General features: G+C 39.4%; 20 protein-coding genes, 1 riboswitch and 1 other annotated feature. Of the genes, 12 read left to right on the top strand and 8 right to left on the bottom strand.

All coding sequences use genetic code 11. From position 1 onward, the window contains the following. Positions 1-266: 266 nt before the first annotated feature. From ACFQZ9_RS14275 to pdxR, 4 genes are all read right to left on the bottom strand, one after another. A complete protein-coding gene (locus ACFQZ9_RS14275) occupies positions 267-884 on the bottom strand; it encodes a nuclease-related domain-containing protein (RefSeq protein ID WP_498944298.1) in 618 nt (205 codons plus the stop codon). A 23-nt stretch (positions 885-907) separates the two neighbouring features. Next, positions 908-1,171: a nuclease-related domain-containing protein gene (locus tag ACFQZ9_RS14270; RefSeq protein WP_498944297.1), complete on the bottom strand. Its 264-nt coding sequence runs from the start codon at positions 1,169-1,171 to the stop codon at positions 908-910. 112 nt (positions 1,172-1,283) lie between these two features. Further along, complete coding sequence (locus tag ACFQZ9_RS14265) at positions 1,284-2,150, bottom strand: alkaline phosphatase family protein (protein WP_498944296.1); 867 nt, start codon at positions 2,148-2,150, stop codon at positions 1,284-1,286. A gap of 155 nt (positions 2,151-2,305) precedes the next feature. After that, positions 2,306-3,694 carry a MocR-like pyridoxine biosynthesis transcription factor PdxR gene (gene pdxR / locus ACFQZ9_RS14260; RefSeq protein ID WP_498944295.1) on the bottom strand — a complete coding sequence of 463 codons (1,389 nt, stop codon included), beginning with the start codon at positions 3,692-3,694 and terminating at the stop codon, positions 2,306-2,308. Positions 3,695-3,811: 117 nt separating this feature from the next. On the opposite strand from pdxR, the gene ACFQZ9_RS14255 reads away from it, so the two are divergent. The 3 genes from ACFQZ9_RS14255 to ACFQZ9_RS14245 all read left to right on the top strand — a co-directional run bounded on the left by ACFQZ9_RS14255 (position 3,812) and on the right by ACFQZ9_RS14245 (position 7,894). Beyond that, entirely contained in the window at positions 3,812-4,741 is a 930-nt protein-coding gene (locus ACFQZ9_RS14255) for a DMT family transporter (protein ID WP_198313568.1), read from the top strand. Positions 4,742-4,900: 159 nt separating this feature from the next. Further along, on the top strand, positions 4,901-5,473 hold the full coding sequence (locus tag ACFQZ9_RS14250) for a TetR/AcrR family transcriptional regulator (protein WP_498944294.1): 573 nt from the start codon (positions 4,901-4,903) through the stop codon (positions 5,471-5,473). Between the two features lie 81 nt (positions 5,474-5,554). Further along, complete coding sequence (locus ACFQZ9_RS14245; RefSeq protein WP_498944293.1) at positions 5,555-7,894, top strand: YhgE/Pip family protein; 2,340 nt, start codon at positions 5,555-5,557, stop codon at positions 7,892-7,894. Positions 7,895-8,037: 143 nt separating this feature from the next. Here ACFQZ9_RS14245 and ACFQZ9_RS14240 read toward each other — a convergent pair whose 3' ends face one another. Beyond that, entirely contained in the window at positions 8,038-8,292 is a 255-nt protein-coding gene (locus ACFQZ9_RS14240; protein ID WP_198313565.1) for an alpha/beta-type small acid-soluble spore protein, read from the bottom strand. 105 nt (positions 8,293-8,397) lie between these two features. After that, positions 8,398-8,609: a binding site (T-box leader), on the top strand. Between the two features lie 50 nt (positions 8,610-8,659). On the opposite strand from ACFQZ9_RS14240, the gene argS reads away from it, so the two are divergent. The 5 genes from argS (at position 8,660) to ACFQZ9_RS14215 (ending at position 14,159) form a co-directional block, all read left to right on the top strand. Next, positions 8,660-10,354: an arginine--tRNA ligase gene (argS, locus tag ACFQZ9_RS14235; RefSeq protein ID WP_498944292.1), complete on the top strand. Its 1,695-nt coding sequence runs from the start codon at positions 8,660-8,662 to the stop codon at positions 10,352-10,354. Positions 10,355-10,425: 71 nt separating this feature from the next. Continuing rightward, positions 10,426-10,890: a DinB family protein gene (locus ACFQZ9_RS14230; protein ID WP_498944291.1), complete on the top strand. Its 465-nt coding sequence runs from the start codon at positions 10,426-10,428 to the stop codon at positions 10,888-10,890. A gap of 144 nt (positions 10,891-11,034) precedes the next feature. Continuing rightward, a complete protein-coding gene (locus tag ACFQZ9_RS14225) occupies positions 11,035-11,523 on the top strand; it encodes a methylated-DNA--[protein]-cysteine S-methyltransferase (protein WP_232490269.1) in 489 nt (162 codons plus the stop codon). 237 nt (positions 11,524-11,760) lie between these two features. Next, positions 11,761-13,587, top strand: a complete 1,827-nt coding sequence (gene kimA, locus ACFQZ9_RS14220; RefSeq protein ID WP_198313561.1) for a potassium transporter KimA — start codon at positions 11,761-11,763, stop codon at positions 13,585-13,587. Between the two features lie 57 nt (positions 13,588-13,644). Next, positions 13,645-13,779, top strand: a riboswitch (guanidine-I (ykkC/yxkD leader). Positions 13,780-13,835: 56 nt separating this feature from the next. Further along, entirely contained in the window at positions 13,836-14,159 is a 324-nt protein-coding gene (locus ACFQZ9_RS14215; RefSeq protein WP_498944290.1) for a hypothetical protein, read from the top strand. 879 nt (positions 14,160-15,038) lie between these two features. On the opposite strand, the gene uptA is transcribed toward ACFQZ9_RS14215, so the two are convergent. The 3 genes from uptA to mgtE form a co-directional block, all read right to left on the bottom strand. After that, positions 15,039-15,635, bottom strand: a complete 597-nt coding sequence (uptA, locus tag ACFQZ9_RS14210) for an undecaprenyl phosphate transporter UptA (RefSeq protein WP_198313593.1) — start codon at positions 15,633-15,635, stop codon at positions 15,039-15,041. A gap of 120 nt (positions 15,636-15,755) precedes the next feature. Next, positions 15,756-16,937, bottom strand: coding sequence for an FtsW/RodA/SpoVE family cell cycle protein (locus ACFQZ9_RS14205; RefSeq protein ID WP_498944289.1), 1,182 nt, complete (start codon positions 16,935-16,937; stop codon positions 15,756-15,758). Between the two features lie 128 nt (positions 16,938-17,065). Next, positions 17,066-18,424 carry a magnesium transporter gene (mgtE, locus tag ACFQZ9_RS14200; protein WP_198313558.1) on the bottom strand — a complete coding sequence of 453 codons (1,359 nt, stop codon included), beginning with the start codon at positions 18,422-18,424 and terminating at the stop codon, positions 17,066-17,068. Between the two features lie 291 nt (positions 18,425-18,715). On the opposite strand from mgtE, the gene ACFQZ9_RS14195 reads away from it, so the two are divergent. The 4 genes from ACFQZ9_RS14195 (at position 18,716) to ACFQZ9_RS14180 (ending at position 22,899) form a co-directional block, all read left to right on the top strand. Next, positions 18,716-19,492, top strand: a complete 777-nt coding sequence (locus ACFQZ9_RS14195; RefSeq protein WP_198313557.1) for a hypothetical protein — start codon at positions 18,716-18,718, stop codon at positions 19,490-19,492. 149 nt (positions 19,493-19,641) lie between these two features. After that, positions 19,642-20,721: a D-alanine--D-alanine ligase gene (locus ACFQZ9_RS14190; RefSeq protein WP_198313556.1), complete on the top strand. Its 1,080-nt coding sequence runs from the start codon at positions 19,642-19,644 to the stop codon at positions 20,719-20,721. A 74-nt stretch (positions 20,722-20,795) separates the two neighbouring features. Beyond that, positions 20,796-22,169 carry a UDP-N-acetylmuramoyl-tripeptide--D-alanyl-D-alanine ligase gene (locus ACFQZ9_RS14185; protein WP_198313555.1) on the top strand — a complete coding sequence of 458 codons (1,374 nt, stop codon included), beginning with the start codon at positions 20,796-20,798 and terminating at the stop codon, positions 22,167-22,169. Between the two features lie 40 nt (positions 22,170-22,209). Continuing rightward, positions 22,210-22,899: an alpha/beta hydrolase gene (locus tag ACFQZ9_RS14180; RefSeq protein WP_498944288.1), complete on the top strand. Its 690-nt coding sequence runs from the start codon at positions 22,210-22,212 to the stop codon at positions 22,897-22,899. Positions 22,900-23,061: the final 162 nt, after the last annotated feature.

Below are 23,061 nucleotides of genomic sequence, written 5' to 3'. Positions count from 1 at the left end.
AGGAGAAAAGATCCAGAGAGCGGGAACTATCAAGGGGTCATAGTGCCCGAAGAGGAGAAAAGTCAAGAAGTGCGGGAACTATCGAGGGGTCATAGTGCCCCTGGAGGAGGAAAGATCCAGAGAGCGGGAACTATCGAGGGGTCATAGTGCCCGTGGAGGAGAAAAGATCCAGAGAGCGGGAACTATCGCGGGGTCATAGTGCCCGAAGAGAGGAAAAAACTGCAATCACGGGCACTATCAATTTAGAGTGCTTTACCCAACCAGATTTACTCGAAGTACAAAAATTTCCCACTTTTAATTGTTTTAAAATTCCCCTTCAAAATCCTCCTCGATGTTTTTTTTGATTTAATTACCTTACACCAGTCCTGCACCAGATTCGTGGTAATTTTCATATCGGGAAAAAGAATTTTTAGCTCATTAACACTGCGTATAACTGCAGACTCAATCTCTTCTTCGGCACCACAATTCTTACAAACACCTATCTTTCCATCCACAGAAACTGAAAGTGAGTGGCATTTGGCACAAATGAACCCCTTCTCTATTTGACCGTACTCATAAGCTGGTAATTTGGCATTTCGTGATTTCGTTTTATGCAGCGAAACTAATTTTTCCGCGAGCATTGTATGTTTACCATTAAGCTTAGACGGTACACCATTTAATTTTTTCATTAATCGATTTACCTGGGTCGGGAATATAATGGGTTTGTCTAAAGGGGCTTGATATAAGGTGAACTTGGGGTTGATAAAAACAAGAGAGGCTTCGACAGGCATCTGAAATCCAATACTTTTGAGGAGCTGGCGAAGTAAGGATTGGCTTCGTTCCAATTGCAAAAGAGGATTACTAATCTCCTCATCCGATTTGGTGTAAAACCGGTCCGAAGTCATATAATAGTCTCCCTCATAGTTTTTTACATCGAAAGGGAAATCGTATTTTGAAATATAATGGTTGTATCAATTTGAAATTCTGTGTTATTTAACTCAAACAATAAATCATTTAAAATTAAACAATCACTTTCAAGCTTCTCCGTTAATTTGTCAAACATCACTTCCCCTTCAAAACCCTTTTCACGGTTTAAATAGTACTTTCTCTCCGTTGGGGTTAAATTCATCCGTGCATGTAACGACCGCATTTTAATTAAATCAATTGGTACAGGGCGGGGTTTATAAAACATACTTCACAACATTTCTTATTTTGTAAAAATACAACTTTATTTTATAGAAAAATAAAGCAAAGATGGTTGTAAAAAATGAATACTTTGTTAACCCGCCCAAATTAAACTGCTATCAACGAACCCATATACTCCTAATAGGCTCGACGGCTTTACTTTGCCCCGCATGTGCTAATCCGTAAAGATCCTCTATCGTCCTTAAAAGATTAAAGTGATTTAGCTTTTCATTAAACACTCCTTTTTTGACCATTGGCCCGACAAAAAAGGTTGGGATTTTGTTATCTTGTGAAAAATCATCTTCGTCCCAGGTCACAATTATTAAACTGTTATGAGTCTTCGCCCATTGGACATAAGAATCAATATGTTTTTTCAGCCAATCGTCTCCCTGCTTAATTGTACCATCATGCATATCGCTTCGAAGACTTGGTATGACAAATGAAACCGTCGGCAATTTAGCAAAATCCTTTGGGAAGCTGGTCAATGGCTGGTTTACTTCTTTTGGCACATTGGTGAAGTTTACCCATGGATTATGCTTACGGGCATACCCCCCGGGACCAGACGATGCCCCATTGTAGCCAACCGAGGGCAAGTCTTCGGAATAACCTGCAAATGTATAATTTTTTGCAATCAGCTCACTTGCCAAATTATCTGCGGAAAATTTCGTTTTAGGAACTCCGTCATCTGCAACACCTTGATCTGAACCAGAAAATAAGTTTAAATAGTTTGGCTGGCTTGGGTGCAAGGTGGCATGAAAATTTGTTAAATTTGCGCCCTGCTTCATTAGTGAATTGATATAGGGGGCTGATGGGTTCCCTTGAATAACTTTTTGTGAGCGATTTTCCTCGATTACAATAATAATATGATCAATTTTTGGAAGATTCCTTGCTACAGTATTTTTGTCTACAGCTGGAGCCTGATTCGAAGCACAGGCACTTAAAATAATGATGACAAATAAAAAGGAAAATCCCCATTTTCTAATCAAATCAGCACCTTCTTTCCTTTGAATTTGTGGGGCCAACCCTGCCATGATAATCCAACAGTGGCGGCTCGAATAGGTTTATTACTAGATCTATCTCATTTTAACCAACATTCGGAAAAACTCTCTTTTTAACTTGGACTTTTTTAATCCAAAAAGAATCAATAAAACCAAGCCTTCGCAAGTGACTGAATGGCCTCAACTATTTCTTTTTCAATCAAAGTGGCAAAACCGAGTAAGACGGTTCTGCCGTCGTTTTTGCCATAAGGGGAGACGGGATACACTTTAATACTAAATTCTTTAGCTTTATCAATTAGTTCTTGCTCGTTCAGGCCATTATTAGGCCTTATTAAGATATGAAGTCCTGAGTCTTGCCCAATAATGTCAACGGTATCAGGGAAATAGCTAGAAATTGCTGAAATCAGTGAATCTCGCTTTTTTTGATAGACCACCCGCACTTTTTGAATATGCTTTTCCCAATATCCCTGCTGCATAAATCGTTTTAAGAACTCTTGATCAATCCTTGATACCGTTTGGTTATAGAAAAATAATTCAGCTTGATACTTTTTAATTAATGGCCGTGGTAAAACCATATAGCTTATCCGTATTGATGGGAGCAGGGCTTTGGAAAAAGTGCTCATATAAATGACTCTTTCATACTTATCGAGTCCTTGAAGGGCAGGAATCGGTTTTCCGCTATAACGGAATTCACTGTCATAATCATCCTCAATAATGAAGCGGTCCTCTTTCTTTTCCGCCCAGTTTATTAGCTGCATTCTTCGTGAAATTGGCATGATCATCCCGCAAGGAAATTGATGGGATGGAGTGACACAGACAACATTTGCCCCGCTTTGATCTAATTCAGATAATATGATCCCCCCTTGGTCGAGAGGAATCATTTGAACATCGACACTATTTTGTCCATTGAGAAAAAGACGCCCATGATAGCCGGGATCTTCAACGGCAAATTTACTTCCATGTAAGAGTTTGAATAAGAGACTTAATAAGTAAGGTGTCCCAGACCCAATGACAATTTGGCTGGGTGAGCAATGAACCCCGCGTGATTCAAATAAATATTTTGCAATCGTTTCGCGTAACCCGAAATCGCCCTGAGGATGTCCAAGGGAAAGTACTTGTTCATTTTCTACCCGTAGAACTTCATTGGTTATTTTCCGATACACTCCAAACGGGAACGACCCGGCATCCACACCGGCATAGGTGAAATCATAAGCAAAAAACTGCTCCTTATGTTTTTTTTCTTCGACAAATTGAACATCCCGCTTAATCGTGAAATTCGCTTGTTCCAGTTCACAAACATAGTATCCCCGTCTAGGCATTGCCTCAATGTAGCCTTCAGCCAAAAGCTGACCATAGGCTGCTTCAATTGTATTCTGGCTAATTTGTAAATACGTTGAAAGTTTGCGCTTTGAGGGAAGCTTCGTGTTTGTTGGTAAGTTCCCTGTTTTTATTTCTTTTTTAATAAAGTTATATAACTGCATATATAATGGCTCGTTATGTTGAGTGTTGAGATTTGGCGTGAATTCCAACAAAGAACTGACCCCCATTCATCTTGTGAATCTGATACTTCTTATAGTATCAGATGTCTTATATAATACCACTATGTTATTTTGAAAATTAGGAATTGACAATGGAGGTATTAATTCATCATGAAACCATCTAGACACATAGGGCTGATGATGATCATAAGCGGAGCAACTTTTTGGGGTTTATCCGGACCTATGATTCAGTGGCTTTTTAATCGTACAGACTTATCATCAGGAGATTATTTAGTTGTCCGGCTATTGTTTGCTGGTATTACGATTTTAGGATTTTTGCTTTTTACCAAACACAATATCTTTGAAATTTGGAAGCACCCGAAGGATTGGATTCAACTATGTATTTTTGCTGTGATAGGGATGCTTGCCGGTCAATATACATTTATTGAAACGCTTGATAAGAGTAACGCGGTTACGGCTACATTATTTCAATTTCTGGGTCCCATCATCATAACGATTTATGTTGCTGCCCGGAAAAAGAAACTTCCGGCACCAATGCAATTATTGGCAGTGGTTGCCGCCGTGTTGGGGACATTTTATTTGATTACAAATGGCTCAATTGAAAATGTTATATTATCGAAACGGGCAATTCTTTATGGAATTTTAACAGCGGTCACCTTTGCTTTTTATACGCTGCATCCTAAGTCTTTGATTAAACAATGGGGAACCTTACAAATTGTTGGCTGGGGGATGCTGCTTGGCGGAGTGATACTGTGGTCATTAAAAAGGCAATTTAGTTTTCATCACGTGGCTCAGACATTGACAATCAGTACATTTTCGATGCTCATTATTATTCTTTTAAGCGGAACGATTTCCTTTTTACTCTATATTGGAAGCTTAAAATATTTAACAGCCATCGAAACAGGGCTTTTATCTAGTATCGAACCACTTGTGACTGCCATCCTTTCGATCGCATGGTTAAAGGAATCGTTCGGAGCTTATCAATTGTTGGGCGGAGTGTTTATTATTGTTGCGGTTATCTTATTAACCATTCCGGAGAAGGAGTTTAAACCGAATGTTGCAAGAGAACGAGTATTCTGAAAGAATGATTTTGATGCTAAAGGACAACTTAAATAGGTAAAAACAAGGCTCTTTTAAAAAAGGCCTTGTTTTTATATTGAATCCAATAGTTCATTGTGATATAGTTAAACTCGTTAAAAAAATGACTAAAAAACCAAAATGGTCAAAAAGGGGGTTCGTATGGCAACAGATCGTAGAAAGTTGATTGTAGAGGCGGCGACGAAGTCTTTTTCTTTATTTGGCTATAAAGCAACGACAATGGATCAAGTGGCGAGACTTGCGAATGTTGGGAAAGGTACCATTTATACTTTCTTCAAAAATAAAGAAGAGCTGTTTGAAGAAATAGTTTCTTCATTGGTCAAAGAGATGATTGCTGAGGCAGAAGATGTAATCGAGCCTGGGTTGCCCTTTACAGAGAACGTCCATCGGGCCCTTTACCGTTTATTAGAATTCCGCTCACAGCACCAGCTTATGATTAAATTGATTCAAGAAGAAAAGGAAATGGGAACATTGGCGGTTTCTGAAATGCTGCAGCATGTGGAAGATGAAATTATTGCATACTTAAAGCAAAAAATTGAAATAGCCATTTCTAAAGGAGCTATTCCGGCAGCTGACCCGGAAATGACCAGCTTTTTGCTTTTAAAAATGTACATTGCCCTTGTTTCTGATTGGGAAAAAAATCATGAACCATTAAGTTCAGAGCGAATTGCAGAGCTAATGAAGGTCTTTTTATTAAAAGGATTATCAATTTGATAATCTTCTTTATTTAAATAAATCTGACTGAATGGGGATTTTGGTCAATATTATGGATTTTATCCAAATAGGAGGTTAAACATGAAAGCTTTATCATCTCTGAAAAGTGAGCTATTGGGGATTATCCATAACCGTAAACTGCTAATTGCCATTATTGGCGTCATGACGATTCCATTGCTTTACAGCGGGACGTTCTTATGGGCGTTTTGGAATCCATACGGCCATGTAGATCGAATGCCAGTAGCCGTTGTCAATCATGACAAAGGTGCCGTATATAATGGGGATAAGCTTGAAATTGGTAATGACTTAGTAGAAAAGTTAAAGGATAAGAAAAGCTTTAACTGGAAATTTGTAAGTGAAAAACAAGCAAATAAAGGCTTGGAAAAACAGGATTATTATATCAAAATCGAAATTCCAAAAGATTTTTCAAAAAATGCTACGACACTACAAAGCAATCATCCGAAAAAACTAAATCTTATTTATACACCGAATGAGGGAACGAATTATCTTTCATCTAAGATTGGTGATTCCGCAATTGAAAAGATTAAAGAAGAAGTGGCAGGTGCTGTTACAGAAACATATGCCGAATCCATGTTTGATCAAATCAAAGATGTGGCTAAAGGATTAAATAAGGCAAGTGATGGTGCAGGCGACCTTCATAAAGGGATTGTTTCTGCTAAGGATGGTGCCGGAGAGTTAACCACTGGCATTAGTACAGCTAAAAATGGGGCTGCGAAATTAACCGATGGTGCAAGTTCAGTAAATAGTGGTACAAATAAAATCGAACAAAATTTAAAAACTCTTGCGGAAAAATCGATTGCCTTTTCACAGGGATTACAGTCTGCTTCATCTGGTTCTAAGGATCTTCAAAACGGACTGAAGAAATTTGATACTGGGCTCAGTCAAATGCAGGATGGTAATGCCAAATTATTAGAAGGTGCCCAGAAGTCTCAAGCAGGTGCAAAGCAATTATCTGATGGGCTTGATTCAGCCGCTTCGAAAATGCCAAATTTGCAAAATGGCTCAAAGCAACTAGCAGATGGTGCAACGAAACTTTCTTCCTCCATGGATAAATGGAGGGCAGGAGCGGGAGATGCAAAAACCGGTTCAGCTCAGGTTAGCGAAGGATTACAGGGAACAATTGAGTTTGTAACGCAAATGGAAGAGCAAACAAATGACCCGGTTGAAAAGGCAAAACTTGAAGGCTTAAAAGGGAATTTGAAAAAATTATCAGAAGGAAGCCAGAAGGTTACGGCTGGTGTAGATGCTCTTTCAGGCAATGCAGAGCTTTTAAAACAGGCGTCAGATCAGTTAGCAGCCGGTGCAAATAAATTGAACAATGGCCAATCCCAACTTGCAGGTGGCGTCAATCAATTGGCTTCCGGTGCAAAACAACTCGAAGATGGACAGATTCAATTAACAGCAGGTCTGACCACCTTTAGTGATAAATTGGATGAAGCAAAGAAAGGATTCAGCCAATTAACAGACGGAAGCAGTAATCTTTCCTCTGGTTTAAATGAATTAGCAGCCGGCTCATCCAAGCTTCAAGATGGAACCAATAAGCTTGCAGAGGGGTCAAAGCAATTAGCAAAAGGAACCGGTCAGTTGTATGATGGAACAAAAAGCTTAAATGGAGGAATGTCCAAACTTGATAATGGTTCTGCTGATTTAACTAACGGGATGGAAAAGCTAGCAGATGGGTCGAAGGAATTAAATGATAAACTACAGGATGGAGCCCAAGATGCAAGTGATGTGAAAGCGAATAGCAGTATTTATAATATGTTCGCTAAGCCAGTTAAACTGATAGAAGACCGAATGAATCATGTTCCCGATTATGGTACGGGTTTTACACCTTACTTCTTATCATTAAGCTTGTTTGTCGGGGCTTTAATGTTATCGATTATCTTCCCAATGTTTGAACCTGCAAGGAAACCGAAAAGCGGCTTTAGTTGGTTTGCAGGTAAATTAGGGATTTTGTTAATCGTTGGAATAGGGCAGGCACTGCTTGCGGATATTGTCCTTCTTGCGGGGCTTGGATTAGAGGTTAAAAGTGTTCTGCTATTTATTCTGCTGAGTATCTTTACAAGCTGGACGTTTTTAGCGATTATTCAATTCCTTGTAACGGTATTGGATAATCCAGGGCGCTTCCTGGCCGTTATTATTTTGATTTTGCAATTAACCAGCAGCGCTGGGACATATCCGATTGAATTAGTGCCAAGGATTTTGCAAAAAATTAATCACTTCCTGCCAATGACATATTCCATTGCAGGATTCAGGGCGATTATTTCCACAGGCGATTTTAGCTTTATGTGGGAAAATATCGAGTTTATTTCCATTTTCTTTGTTGCTTTCCTTGCAGCAACCCTAACATTCTTTGTTGTTAAATTTAAACGGCAAAATGTACAGCATCAAGAAGCATAAAAGGGGTGCCCTCTATTTTGGGGCGCCCCTTTTATGGTTTAAAAAAGCATTTATCTGCGGAAAATGGAAATTTATCTGCGGTAGTTTAGGTTTTATCTGCGAAGAAAGTAATGCCTTTTAAAAACAGTGATTTATGCATGTGTTTATTTTTTTCCAAGGTTCTGCTGCGCCATTTTCACGAGTTCACGAACCATGCTGCCGCCAAGTCTGCCTCCGACCTTTCCGGCTTGCTCAGAGGTTAGCTGGCCGTTATATCCTTTCTTTAACGGTACACCCGTCTCCTCTGCCGCCTCAAATTTGGCGTCCTCCGGGCTCTTGGCATTGACAACTCTGGCTTTTAATTCATCCAGTCCGGCCCTTGCTCCAGGGACGAGAATTTTGTTATTTCTTCTAGCCATGAAAAAATCCCTCCTTTCCATTAGGATTTCCTCTTATAAGGAAAATTACTAAACAAGCACTGGATAAATCCCTTATGTTCCAGTATAATATCTGGTAATTAACATCGAAAATCAATGATAAAGAGAGTAGTTATCTGTGAGGTCATAGCGATTCAGGGGCGGTGGGAGCCTGAAACCAAGAGAAGATAATGAAGCGCACTTTTGAGATGCCGTCCGAAGTAACAGTAGGATATGCCGGAGAATGCTCCGTTACCAAGCGTAAGCTGGTTCTTTGTGAACAATTAGAGTGGTACCGCGGGATAACTCTCGTCTCTTTTTTAGAGGCGGGAGTTTTTTATTTGGGATAAAAATTATTGGAGGTTTTAAAGTGAATTTTAAGAAAGAGCTTGCCGAAATACTTTTTGAGTCGCTAAAAGGAGAGATTTCAGTTCAGGATCTCGAACAACTTATTGAAAAACCAAAAAACCAAGAACATGGCGATATGGCGTTTCCATGCTTTACACTGGCAAAAGTTAAACGAAAGTCACCAAATCAAATAGCCCAGGAACTAAGCAGTACAATTCAATCGCCACTTTTTGAAAAAATTGAAGTAATTGGCGCTTATCTAAACATATTTTTAAATAAACTGCAGGTTTCAGAACAAGTAATCAAGGAAATCAACACACTAGAAAGCCGTTATGGTATGCAGGCGATAGGAAATGGCGGACAGGTACCGATTGATATGTCCTCTCCAAATATCGCCAAACCGTTCTCAATGGGCCACTTGCGCTCTACAGTTATTGGGAATTCGCTTGCTCTAATTCTTGAAAAGTGCGGTTATAAACCAGTGAAAATTAACCATCTCGGTGACTGGGGTACACAGTTTGGTAAATTAATTACTGCTTATAAGCTTTGGGGAGAAGCGGAGAAGGTAAAGCAAAACCCAATTAAGGAGTTACTGACTCTTTATATTAAGTTCCATGATGAGGCAGAGAAGGATCCATCCCTTGTTGACCAAGGCAGAAGCTGGTTCAAAAAGCTTGAAGATGGTGACGAGGAAGCACATGAGTTATGGCAATGGTTCCGCGATGAGTCTCTGAAAGAATTCTCTAGAATTTATGATTTAATGAACGTTGCGTTTGACTCCTTTAACGGCGAGGCTTTTTATAATGATAAAATGGACCGTGTTGTAAAGCTTCTTGAGGAAAAACAATTGCTAGTAGAATCGGATCATGCTCAAGTGGTGGAATTAACAGAAGAAGAGCTGCCGCCATGCCTGATTAAAAAGTCAGACGGGGCCACACTGTATGCTACCCGTGATTTAGCTGCTGCTCTTTATCGCCAGGAAACCTATAATTTTGATAAGTCTTTATATGTTGTTGGAAATGAGCAAAGTCTCCATTTTAAACAACTTAAAGCTGTTTTAGGAAAACTGGGGTATGACTGGGCAAAGAATATGGTCCATATTCCATTTGGCATGATGTTAAAAGACGGAAAAAAAATGTCGACAAGAAAAGGGAAGGTTGTTTTATTAGAAGAGGTATTAGATGAGTCAATTTCCATGGCCCGTCATAATATTGAAGAGAAAAATCCAAATCTAATGAACAAGGACATGGTTGCGAAGCAAGTTGGTGTAGGAGCGGTTATTTTCCACGACTTAAAGAATTTCAGAATGAATGATATTGAGTTTTCATTAGAAGAAATGCTTCGTTTTGAGGGAGAAACGGGACCATATGTTCAATATACGCATGCTCGGGCCTGCTCCATTTTACGAAAAGGAAATTGGTCCGCCGATTGGCAGCCAAGCGGTATTGATTATTCTTGGGAAAAAGAATGGAAGGTTATTACTATGCTCATGGAGTTCCCAAATGCCATCAAAAGAGCACTTAACCAGTTCGATCCTTCCCAAGTCGCTAAATATGTAGTAGACCTAGCCCAAGCTTTTAATAAGTATTATGGAGAAGTGAAAATTCTAGAGGACAATGATGAGAAGCAAGCACGTTTAGCCCTAGTTTATTCGGTTACGGTCGTTCTGAAAGAAGGTTTACGTCTGTTAGGTGTTGAGGCTCCTGATGAAATGTAAGGCGTTTGATTTTCAAAGTTGGATGATTTTGGGTTAAAATAGAAGCGACCAAAATCGGAGGGGGCTAGGATATGAGTGAATTATTATTCAAGCATTTTGAGGTAACGAGAAACTTTCTTCTTAAAAATATTGATGCTTTAGATGAAGCGATTGTGGATGTACAGCCGGAAGGTTTTAATAACACCATTCATTGGCATATTGGCCATGTGTTAACGGTGGCCGAGCAGTTTATGTTTGGGTTCCCTAAAAAATCAACTAACCTGCCAGAGAATTATATGACGTTATTTGCAACGGGCACGAAGCCTGCTGATTGGCAAGGCGATGTTCCGTCCATATCAGAATTAACACGCCAGTTAAAAGAGCAAATCAATCGTATTAAAGAGGTTCCGGCGGAGAGTTTAAATGAACGGCTTGCAACCCCATTCCTTGGTCTAGAAACATTTGGCGAAATTGCTAACTTTGCGGTCTTCCATGAGGCCAATCATATGGGGCAAATCCAAGCTATGAAGCGAGTTATTGAAGCAGCAAGGAAATAAAAGAAAAATAGGCAATGGAAAGATCGTTTCTACTTTAATGTAGGAACGTTTTTTCATTTCCTCTGCTGCAGAAGTATCGTATAGGGAAATTAAATCCTTTGTATAATGGATAGAAATAGATGTATCTTGTCTGGAGTGATTGTATTGAGACTAGGTTATGCAGTTTACGAATCACCGATAGGGAAGCTTTATGTGATTGCAGATGAAAAAGGTGTTAAAAGAATTGAGATGTTTGAAGAGGACTGGCTGAACTATCAAAAAGAAAACCCGACATTAAAAGAAGATTCGGAGCTTTGCGGTGAAGCGATAAAACAATTAGATGAGTATTTTCACGGCCATCGTCAACAATTCGAGCTGCCCCTTTCAGTTGAAGGGACGGATTTTCGTAAAAAGGTTTGGGAAGCGCTCCAATCCATTCCGTTTGGCGAAATTAGAAGCTATGCGGATGTGGCTGAAATGATTGGGAATCCCAAAGCTGTCCGGGCTGTCGGTCAAGCAAATCGGGCAAATCAAATTCCGATTATCATTCCCTGCCATCGAGTAATTGGCAAGAATGGAAGTCTAGTTGGATATGCGGGGAGCAACACCCCGATTAAAAGAAAACTCCTTGAAGTTGAGGGAGTCAAAATGTAGTTTGAAAAAGTTGTTTGGAAGATTAAATACATCCCTTCCAAGCAGCTTTTTTTCTTTTAAACTACAATCCCTAATAAATTAATATTTTTCGACAACACTAAGGTTATAATAAAAGTTTTTTTAGGTTAATTGGCAATCTATTCTGTGACTTTGTCGAAAAGAAAATACTTCATATTCACTATCCTCTTGTGTTAAAATCAATCGGTAACTCTACTTCAAGTCTGGTGGGTGAATCACTTGCTCTCTTCTATCAAGAGATTTTTAATTGGCCGGCCGTTAAAATCAGCGGCATTGGGCGAACAAAAGTTAAATATATTAAAGGCGTTAGCCATTCTTTCCTCCGATGCACTATCCTCTGTTGCATACGGAACGGAGCAAATTCTTATCGTTTTGGCAACAATCAGTGTCATAGCCTTTTGGTACTCGATCCCAATTGCAGTAGGCGTGTTATTTTTATTAGCTGCACTGATCATTTCTTATCGGCAAATTATTTTTAGTTACTCACAGGGTGGAGGAGCCTATGTTGTTTCGAAAGAAAACTTAGGGGAGAATGCAGGGCTAATCGCTGGAGGGTCTCTGCTGGTTGACTACATACTGACAGTAGCTGTAAGTGTTTCTGCTGGAACGGATGCAATTACATCTGCATTTCCAGCGCTTCACCCGCACACCGTTTCAATTGCCTGTGTATTGGTTGTATTGATTACCATCTTAAATCTTCGCGGCTTGACGGAATCGGCTTCCATTTTAGCCTATCCGGTCTATTTATTTGTCTTTGCCCTTGTCATTATGATTGCTGTCGGGATTTTCAAAATGGTTACCGGAAATGTTTCCCCAACTGTTCATCATGCACCAATAGGGGCACCGGTACAGGGGATCACCTTATTTTTATTGCTTCGCGCTTTTGCGTCAGGCTGTTCTGCCTTAACAGGTGTCGAAGCGATTTCGAATGCGATACCAAATTTCAAGGATCCCGCTCCTAATAATGCGGCAAAAACGCTTATCTTAATGGGCTCATTGCTCGCCGTTTTATTTTCAGGGATTACTTTTTTAGCTTTTTATTATGGGATTGCCCCTAAAGCGGAGGAAACAGTTGTTTCACAAATTGCGAAAGAAACCTTTGGGCGAAATTATCTTTATTTTTTTGTACAGGGTACGACTGCACTGATCCTCGTTTTAGCAGCTAATACAGGCTTTTCTGCTTTCCCGCAGCTAGCCTATAACCTGGCAAAAGATAAATATATGCCAAGGATGTTTACGATTCGCGGCGACCGTCTAGGGTATTCTAACGGGATTGTTTCCTTAGGTATAGCATCGATATTATTGATTATTACCTTTCATGGGCAAACCGAACATTTAATTCCCCTTTATGCGGTAGGTGTTTTTATTCCATTTACCTTGTCGCAGACAGGGATGATTATTAAATGGGTTCGCGAAAAGCCGGCTGGGTGGATAGCAAAGCTAACTGCCAATTTGATTGGTGCTTTAATTACATTAACTGTTTTACTGATTTTCTTTATTACAAAGCTCGGGCAAGTTTGGTTTGTATTTATCTTCTTGCCGCTGATTGTCCTCCTATTTCACCGGATTAATAAGCATTATGAAGCTGTTGGTGAGCAATTACGTGTTTATAACCAGCAGCCTGCGATACCGATTGAGGGGAACGTTATTATTGTCCCGGTAGCAGGGGTTACCCGGGTTGTGGAAAACTCAATTAATTATGCAAAGTCGTTAACAGATCAAATCTTTGCCGTGTATGTTTCTTTTGATCGTGAGGATGAAAAACGCTTTGAGGAAAAATGGCAGAAATGGCAGCCGGATGTCCGGCTTGTCACGTTACAATCCCATTATCGAAGCATTCTGCATCCGTTAAGTAAATTTATTGATACAGTGGAACACAAGGCAAGTGAAAATAATTACCGTGTTACCGTATTAATTCCGCAATTTATCACCAAAAAAAGCTGGCACAATATTTTGCACAACCAATCTAGTTTATTAATACGTGCATACCTGCTTTATAAAAAGAAAGTGATTGTGGCGACCCTGCCATATCATTTCAAAAAGTAGAATTTGGAAGTATCTGGTTTCGGATTTTTGTGTTAAAATAGATTACAAATCATATCGAAAAAAGTTTTCTAGGGTTCCGTTGCTTTATTGAGCTAGTCTGGTCCGAGAGAAAACGCACTGTTTAAGAAGGTTTCGCCTGACCAAGGCGCTTCTGCTTTTCGGTGTACACGGAGGGATAAAAGCCTGGGAGAAATGTCGGAAACGATATTTTTCCGGGCTTTTTTATTTTTAGGAGGGAGATATAGGATATGGATTTTTTACTAGAGAATAAGTGGGTAATCTTGGTGAGTCTTGAGGTACTTGCGTGGTCATCGACCTTTTTCTTGTTGTATGCCAGGTACGGTCTGCAATCCCGTTTCTGGTTTAAGGTTGCAACGGTATTATTTGCGTTGACTGGAGTAATCCCGCAAGTATTAATGGGAATCATCAACTTTATTGCAACAAGGAAAATTGATTTGTTTACCTTAATTATTGTGCTGCTTATCCTATATGGATTTACCCTTGGGAAGGGCCATGTCAAAAAACTCGATGCCTGGGCCCAAGCGAAGTTCTCAAAGCGGCAGAGTTCATAGATTAGAAAAAAACCACTAAATCATTGGTGGTCTTCTAGGTTGTCGAGAAAGGGTATTTTTCTCGGCAATTTTTTTCTTTGTTAAATCTAAATACGAATTTTAGTCCCTGTAAAAGGGCCTGTTGATTTCCGCTCCGGTCACTCGCTTTCCGCGGGGAGGTCCTGGAGCCTCCTCGGCGCTTGCGCCTGTGGGGTCTCCAGTGACCTCTCTATCCCGCAGGAGTCGAGTGCCCTTGCTCCAATCAACAGGGAGGAAATCAATTATTTAATTTCCCAAAATATTGGCCAGTCTCCACCTCTACTTCTTTGTATACTTATGCTTATTTTGCGCTTGCCTTTAAATGGGTTTGAATCCGTAAATAAAACACGTCCACCAACCATATTGTTAAACCTGAACGCAATCCAAAAAGATACCCAATAAACAGTATAGGAGGATCAATTGGGCGGTCATAAAATAATAAGTATGAACTTTTTCAAAAGAAAAAAATCAATAATATTGCAATCCAGCCTGGAAGGTGGTCTTCGGAACTAATATCAATAGAAACAAATTCATACTCAGTTCGAGGAACCTCTTTTGGCTTAAACATTAAATTCACTAATTATTTTAAATAGTTAAGAGGTGGAAATTTTTATTAATGCACCTGTTGATTGGAGCGTAAGGCACGTAGACTCCTGCGGGAGTACGGGGCAGGGGAGACCCCGGAAGCGCCAAAGCGCTGAGGAGGCTCCCCGGCACGCCCGCGGAAAGCGAAGTGCCTGAAGCGGAAATCAACAGACTTGTTACAAAGACAAAACTTAATTAATAAATTAATGCGGTGAATTGTTAGAGAGAACCAAAAAAATAAAAGGCTATCGGCAGCCTAAAAAACCACCAAATTCATCATTTGGTGGTTTTCTTTGTTTTTTTGATAATAAAGTAAATGGCGGCTAAAACAATTGCTGCGATTATAATTGGAAGCACATAGGGCTGTGCATATTCTTTAATATGAGACCAATTTTCCTTCAGTACCTTCCCTAAGTACAGAAATAAGACGGTCCATGGCAATACCGCCGCAACGGTGTAAAGGGTGAATTTGCTGACAGACATTTTCGCTATCCCTGCTGGAATGGAAATGGCATGCCTGACAACGGGGATAAAGCGTGCAGAAAAAATGACGCCTGCCCCGTACTTTTGAAACCAACTTTCAGCAACGTCGATGTGGCTCTTTTTGATTAACACATATTTTCCGTACTTTTCAAGAAAGGGTCGACCGCCGTAATAACCCGCCCAATATAAAAAGAGCTGGGCGATTGTTCCGCCAATTGTCCCTGCAATGACCGCTCCTAAAAAGTTCATGTGACCTTGTGCAATCATATATCCGCCATAACCCAAGACAATCTCACTTGGGATAATTTCAATCATTAAACCTAAAGCAATTCCGAGATAGCCTAACTGTGATAAAAACATTAAAATTGAGAAAATAAAATCCTTCATAATTCACCTTCGCTATTGTAATGTTTATAGTTTAAACCAGTTTGTCCTATAAAGAAATAAATATGGTACCAATTTAACATTCATTCCTAAATAAATGAAAAAGACAGCGTAAAGCCGCTGCCTTTAGGAATCAACTGATGCGCCGGAAGAAAACATATAGGTCCGATGATGGTAACGCATGCTGTAGACCAAGCCCATTGCAAACATATTCCCCATTAAAGAGCTTCCCCCATAGCTGATGAAGGGTAGCGGAATGCCGGTAATTGGCAGCACTTGGATAGTCATGCCAATATTTTGAAAGACGTGGAATGTAATTACGCTGATAACGCCTATGCAGACATATGTATTAAACGGGTCATTTGTATCTAAGGCTGTTTTGATTAAATGGTAAATCAACAGGAAGAATAGTCCTACCACAATACTGCCGCCAACAAAACCGTATTCTTCGCCAATAATACTAAAGATGAAATCGGTATGGCCCTCGGGAATGTAAACTTCACCTTTATCAAAACCTTTTCCCGTTATCAGACCTGAGCCAATCGCCGTTAATGATTTCATTAGATGGTAGCCTGAATCACTTTGATGATTAACCGGGTCAAGCCAGGAATAGATCCTTTCGAATTGATAGGTTTTCACGTTTAAATATTTTACAAGCAGTTCCGGTTTCTGAACGACGAGATAAAGAATGGCTGCTCCAAAGCCTGCCCCCGAGCCGTAAATCGGCAATATAATTTTCCATGAGATTCCTGAAACTAAAATAAGGCCTGTAAGAATTGATAAAATCACAAGACCGGTTCCTAAGTCAGGCTGAAGCATAATCAGCCCGAGGGGGACTGCTGTGGTAATCCCCAATTTTAAAAGTAACAAGAAGTCTAATTTAAGAGATTTTCCCTTAAACTTTTCTTGATGCTGGGTAATGACCCGGCTTAAAGCCAGAATCAAAAAGGTTTTTACAAATTCCGAAGGCTGTATGCCGAGGCCATGAATAATAAACCAACTTTTCGCACCGTTTCGATAGGGAGCAATGCTTGTCGGTGCCACAATGATTGCAATCAGCAACAAAAGGCCAAAGCCATAGAGATACCATGCAAGCCGTTTATATTGATAGCCATCGAATAGAATGGCAACAGAAATAATCGCTGCCCCCACTACATACCAAAAGACTTGTTTGATTAAGAAATTTTCATCATACTGTGCCGCACCTTGAGCACTGAAGATGGAGGCACAGCTAATTAGGAAAAACAGAAATAAAATTAACGTTAATGTCCAATCAAACCGGTCAACTTTTTTTGAAAAATAATCCATATGTCACACCCGTTATTTTTACATTTGTTACTTTTATGCTAGCAAAGAATGGGTTTCCTCACAATAGAAATTGAGGGAAATATTACAAAATATAAGACGGGTGAAGCAGATAGATGGTTTCAAAAATCCTAGATGAGGTAATGTAAAAACATTGATGCGATACCAAAGTAGGTCATTAAGGAAAAGATGTCATTTAAGGTGGTGATCAGCGGGCCAGATGCTACGGCAGGATCAACATTAAAGCGGTATAAAATTAGAGGAATGATGGTTCCCGCCAGCGTTCCAATTATAAGTGTGAAAAAGAGGGAACAGCCCACCACTGCCCCTAATATCATATTCCCCTGCCAGATGTAGGCAATAATTGAGATTAGCACAGCACATGTGACCCCAATCGTAATCCCAACCCCAAACTCACGTGCAATAAGCCGGGTAACGACTCCTTTATCTATATCATGGGAGATTAGTCCGCGAACGACAACCGCTAGGGATTGTGTCCCAGTGTTTCCAGTCATGCCGGCAATCATCGGCATAAAAAAGGCTAAAGCAACCACCTGTTTTAACGTATCTTCAAAGCTTGAGATGATCCTTCCGGAAATGAGACCGATAAATAAAAGTAAAATTAACCATGGTAACCTTCGCGCAGCAGCAACAAAAATTTTTGTATCAAAGTCAATCGCTTTCCCCGAAGCAGATAGTTTTTCAATATCTTCGTTTGCTTCTTTTATCACGACATCGATAATGTCATCGACCGTCACAATCCCAACGAGGACATTTTCATCATCTACAACGGGAATGGCTAAGAAGTCATAACGTTCTGCTGTTCTGGCCACTACTTCCTGGTCAGTCGCCACTAAAACAGAAATAACCCGTTCATACATGATGTCATTGATTTTTTCATCCATATCAGCCAATAATAAATCACGGTAGGAAACAACGCCAACCAGTTTGCGATCTTCATCAATCACATATAAATAATTAATGGTTTCAGCAAATTCTGCGAAAATCTTTAATTTATCGACGGCCTCCCTGACAGAAAAATAGTTTCGAATCCAGACAAATCGATTTGTCATGATTCTTCCTGCTGTTTCCGGCGGATAATTCAGGATGCCTTTTACAGCGGTAGATTCCTCCGCCTTCATCCCGGACAAAAGCGAATCCATCTTTTCAGGGGATAGTTCATGTAATAGTAAGGCAAGGTCGTCATTGTCCATTAAATCAAGAACCTTGCTCGACTTTTCGATGCCAAGCTTATTTAATACCTCGAGCTGTTCATCCTTATCAAGCTCTTCCATTAGGTCTGCGAGAAGATCATTTTTAAGAAATAAAAGAAACTTAGCTTTATGTTTCCCCGGTAATTCCTCATAAATTTTCGCAATGTCATAAGGCTGCAATTCCTCAAGAATCACTTCAAATTCAGCTTTTTTATTTTCTTTTAAAACTTTAATAATATAAAGGCTAATCTCATCCTGAGTCATATCCTTAATCATGGATTTAAAGCTCCTTTCTACCCCGCATGTTTGATAACAGGGGAGACGGAAAAGTTTTTTCGAATCTTTACTAGTATATGTTAATAAATAAGAATCCATTGATATTTTAAAAACAGCAGCTTTTATGATAATCCATTTGCAATTTTCATCATCAAAGCTTTAAAATTGTAAAAGAATTGAAATAAGCTATTTGACCTATTCTTTGGTAAAATGATAAGGAATAACACATAGGCAGTTTTTACGATAGCTGTCTTTTTATGATAAATTTTAAACTTTCGGAGGAGTTTGGCCTTGAAAAAGCATCATCAAGACATACGGGATCTTATTTATGTACACTTAAATCAATCGGATCAGTATGTAATGTCCTACGGAATTGAATTCGATGAATTTGCTGCTGCTTTTTCAGATTCATTAAATCATTTGCTTTTATTAAAGCACCGCTTTGATGATACTGAGTTTAATATGCATACGCTGCTTGAATATTGTCCGGAGGATCGCGTAAAAAAATTAGCTGGGGAAGATGTATACGGGTACGGAGATTTTTGCTGGATTGATTTTATTGAAGAAGAGGTTTTAAATGAGCTGACAGGCCAAGAAATTGCAGAATTATTATATTTGGGTCATTTGAAGCAGCATTTAAAATTGCCCTTCTATAATAAGCTGGGAAATCGATTTGTGTATTTAGCCCATGATGATGGCTGGTTTAACAAAATTTATTATCGCAGCTTTAAGGACTTTTTTCATTTACTTAGTGAGGCCATTTCCGGAAAGGTAAGTAAACTTAAATTGGAGAAATCCCTTTTAGGTTTAAGGAAAAAACGCACCTATCCATCCGTAAATAAGGAGATTCTTCTTTCCTTAACTCCGTTTATGAAAGAGGGAATCTGTATTTCCATGAAAGATGCAGATCAGCAGCGTACAAAGATTGAAATCCCAATCTGGGTAATTGGTGATTTTGCCAATATGGATGATATGTATGAGGAATATGAAATTATTTCAAAAGAACCATATCATGCTAAAATCATTTTTGATAAAAAAACAAAAGAGTGGAAATTGAATGTTCGCTAATCTCTCCTGATAATTTGGAGAGATTTTATTTTTTGATTGTTTTGACCCAAGCACTTGATTTCATAAAATATAAAAAAGATTATCACATCATTCCTTAAATTTTTGAGAAAGTGCTAAAATAAAAACAGTATTTAAAATGGAGGTTTATCATGAAAACGAAACTTGGTTTATTATACGGAGGAAAATCCGCTGAACATAAAGTATCTATGCAAACGGCAATGGCAGTCATTCGCGCACTGGACCTAGAAAAATTTGAAATTCATCCTATTTACATAAATGAAGAAGGTAAGTGGATTAAGGGTGCGCAGCTGCAAGCTCCTGTTGAGAATGTAAAGGAACTTGAGTTTACCGGGGGGAATGAATTATCCCCACTTTCATTAGCCCCTGCTTTATTTGAAGGAAATAAACAGGAACAAGCACCTCTTGACGTCATCTTCCCGCTATTGCACGGACCAAATGGGGAAGATGGTACGGTTCAAGGATTATTAGAACTATTAAATCTCCCTTATGCCGGAAATGGGGTACTTGCTTCCGCAGCTGGTATGGATAAAGTGATGATGAAAAATGTATTTGCACAAGCCGGGCTTGCCCAAGTAAACTATGTTGCCTTTATTAAAAGTGAATGGCAAAAGGAAAAAGAAGCTGCTTATGCAAAGGTTGAGGAAGCGCTTGGTTATCCATGTTTTGTAAAGCCGGCTAATCTTGGTTCTAGTGTTGGAATTAGTAAATGCCGGAATCGTGCAGAATTGGAAACAGCTTTTGCGGAAGCCTTCCAATTTGATCGCAAGGTGATTATCGAAGAAGGTGTAACTGCCCGTGAAATTGAAGTGGGTATTCTAGGGAATGATGAGCCGGAATGTTCCATAGCCGGAGAAATTGTTCCAAAAAAGGATTTTTATGATTATAAAGCGAAATATGAAGATGGCGAGACCGCGTTGATTATTCCAGCTGAAATTACAGAGGATGAATATAAACAAATTAAAGCTATGGCGATTCAGGCATTTAAAGCGTTGGATTGTTCAGGGTTGGTTCGTGCTGATTTCTTCTTAACAAAGGATGGAAGGGCATTAATTAACGAAGTAAATACAATGCCTGGTTTTACTCCATTTAGTATGTTCCCGCTGTTATGGAAGCACACCGGGGTTGAATACCCACAATTAATTGAGCGCCTTGTCAATCTTGCAAAAGAAAGACATAACGAAAAACAACAGATTAAATATACTTTTTAAAATAATCAGTAACGGCACGGCTTTTCGCCGTGTCCGTTCTTTTGAGAATCAATTGAATAGAGGAGGGAAAAAGGATGAAAAGAACTCTTAGCCAAATCGCTAACATGATCACGGTAAAAAATGATATCACTCCTTTTAAAGATGTAGTCGTCCAAGAAGTTATTATCGATTCAAGAAAAATTGAAGCGGGAACCTTGTTCGTACCCTTTAAAGGGGAACGGGTAGATGGCCATAAATTTGTAGAGGAATCCATCCAAAAAGGTGCTGTAGCTGCTTTTTGGCAAAGTGATGTTCCAAACCCGCCAGAGCATCTGCCGATTTTAATTGTTGATGATTGTTTAACAGCTTTACAGGAATTAGCAAGAAGCTATCGTCAGGAACTGGATATAAAGGTGGTAGGAATCACCGGAAGTAACGGAAAAACAACCACAAAGGATTTAACTGCTGGCCTGCTTTCGACCCAATATAAAGTACAAAAAACGGAAGGTAATTATAATAATCAAATTGGTCTTCCACTTACGATATTAGGATTGGAAGAGGATACCCAAATTGCTGTTTTGGAAATGGGGATGAGCGGACGTGGTGAAATTGAATTTCTCACCAAACTCGCCTGCCCGGATGCCGTTGTTATCACAAATATTGGCGAATCCCATTTGCTTGACCTCGGTTCTAGAGAGGGAATTGCTGAAGCGAAGCTTGAAATTTTGCAAGGCTTAAAAGCAGGTGGACTAGCTGTATTGCATGGTGACGAACCGTTATTAATGGAAAGAATCCATCGCTATAAAGGAAATGTCGAGGTACAGACCTTTGGAAGGAATGAAACCAATGATTTATTTCCGACAGACATTATTCAAATCAATCATGGTAACCGGTTTAAGACAAATGCTTCAACAGAAAGCTTTATGCTTCCTGTTTTGGGAACGCACAATATTTTAAATGCGCTTGCCTCCATGTTGATTGCCAGACATTTTAATGTTCCGTTTGAAAAAATGAATGAAGGTTTAGCAGGGATCAAGCTTACAAATATGAGAATGGAGCTTGTTGAAGGTAAGCATGGGGAAAAAATCATTAATGATGCTTATAATGCCAGCCCGACCTCGATGATTGCAGCGATTGAATTAGTATCGAACCTTCAAGGGTATGATAAAAAAATCCTTGTGTTAGGTGATATGCTGGAATTAGGGCCGCAGGAAGAACAATATCATTTGCAAATTGGTCAGGGCCTAAATCCAAATAAAATTGATTTATTGTTTACTTACGGACAATTAGGAGCTCATATCGCAAATGGTGCACGTGCAGTTTTAGGAGAAAATCGGGTTTTCGCCTTTACAGATAAAAAGGAATTAATTCACAAATTGGTAAACAATGTAAACGGGGAGTCTTTAGTGCTTGTTAAGGCATCCCGTGGGATGAAATTAGAGGAGATTGTGAATTCTTTACAAAAATAAGCTTTTAAACGAGCAAAAGGCAATTTGGCGGGTGAATGAAATGATTGGCTGCTTATGTATTCACGGCTTTACGGGAGCCCCTTATGAAGTAGAACCGCTGGTGGAGTATTTATCGGAACGGACCAATTGGAGCTTTTCTGTGCCCACACTTCCGGGTCATGGTGAAACACTTTCATTAAAAGGGGTCCAGTATCAGCAGTGGATTGAATGTGCCGAAGCTGAATTAAAGAAGCTCCTTCAAACCTGTGAAGAAGTTTATGTCATTGGTTTTTCAATGGGAGGCTTAATTGCAGCCTATTTAGCAGCCAATTATCCTGTTAATAAGCTTATTTTGTTAAGTGCCGCCGCCCTTTACATTAATCCAAAACAAATGGCGGTGGAATTAAAAACAATGCTGATTGACTCTCTAAGAGGAAACTTGAGGGAGAATGAATTATTTCAGCGTTATTTAAGAAAAATAAAAGAAACCCCAATAGCGGCAACCTTGCAATTTCGTCAACTCGTCTCCTTTATTAAACCACTTTTGCATCAAGTAGAAGTGCCGACCTTAATTGCTCAAGGGGAATGCGATGGAATGGTGCCGCCCAAAAGTGCTGAATATTTGTATCGGACCATTAATTCAAAAAAGAAACGTATTACTTATATTAAGGATTCCCAACATCATATTTGCCACTGTGAGGAAAAAGCTGCCCTATTTTCCCAGGTGTATGATTTTTTAGTCGAGTATTAAGGTTGGTAAAAACTAGCTTTGATTGCAATGTACAAGGAAAAGTGGTATGATTATCATCAACGTGTCTTAAGAACGAGGAAACAAGGGCATACTCCTATGGAGGAATGTCTTTTTTTGATAAAATAAATTTGGGCATTTTGATGCGTAACGATACAGTCAGTA

Source organism: Neobacillus sp. GCM10027624 (assembly GCF_042675345.1).
GTDB classification, from domain to species: Bacteria; Bacillota; Bacilli; order Bacillales; family Cytobacillaceae; genus Neobacillus; species Neobacillus cucumis_D.
The sequence above is the reverse complement of the archived record's forward strand: the minus strand, read 5'-3'. Positions and strand labels throughout refer to the sequence as shown.

Coding starts and splice junctions, on each gene's coding strand:
- ACFQZ9_RS14275 (WP_498944298.1), bottom strand. CDS start 884: ATGACTTCGGACCGGTTTTACACCAAATCGGATGAGGAGATTAGTAAT.
- ACFQZ9_RS14270 (WP_498944297.1), bottom strand. CDS start 1,171: ATGTTTTATAAACCCCGCCCTGTACCAATTGATTTAATTAAAATGCGG.
- ACFQZ9_RS14255 (WP_198313568.1), top strand. CDS start 3,812: ATGAAACCATCTAGACACATAGGGCTGATGATGATCATAAGCGGAGCA.
- ACFQZ9_RS14250 (WP_498944294.1), top strand. CDS start 4,901: ATGGCAACAGATCGTAGAAAGTTGATTGTAGAGGCGGCGACGAAGTCT.
- ACFQZ9_RS14245 (WP_498944293.1), top strand. CDS start 5,555: ATGAAAGCTTTATCATCTCTGAAAAGTGAGCTATTGGGGATTATCCAT.
- ACFQZ9_RS14240 (WP_198313565.1), bottom strand. CDS start 8,292: ATGGCTAGAAGAAATAACAAAATTCTCGTCCCTGGAGCAAGGGCCGGA.
- ACFQZ9_RS14230 (WP_498944291.1), top strand. CDS start 10,426: ATGAGTGAATTATTATTCAAGCATTTTGAGGTAACGAGAAACTTTCTT.
- ACFQZ9_RS14215 (WP_498944290.1), top strand. CDS start 13,836: ATGGATTTTTTACTAGAGAATAAGTGGGTAATCTTGGTGAGTCTTGAG.
- ACFQZ9_RS14205 (WP_498944289.1), bottom strand. CDS start 16,937: ATGGATTATTTTTCAAAAAAAGTTGACCGGTTTGATTGGACATTAACG.
- mgtE (WP_198313558.1), bottom strand. CDS start 18,424: ATGATTAAGGATATGACTCAGGATGAGATTAGCCTTTATATTATTAAA.
- ACFQZ9_RS14190 (WP_198313556.1), top strand. CDS start 19,642: ATGAAAACGAAACTTGGTTTATTATACGGAGGAAAATCCGCTGAACAT.
- ACFQZ9_RS14185 (WP_198313555.1), top strand. CDS start 20,796: ATGAAAAGAACTCTTAGCCAAATCGCTAACATGATCACGGTAAAAAAT.
- ACFQZ9_RS14180 (WP_498944288.1), top strand. CDS start 22,210: ATGATTGGCTGCTTATGTATTCACGGCTTTACGGGAGCCCCTTATGAA.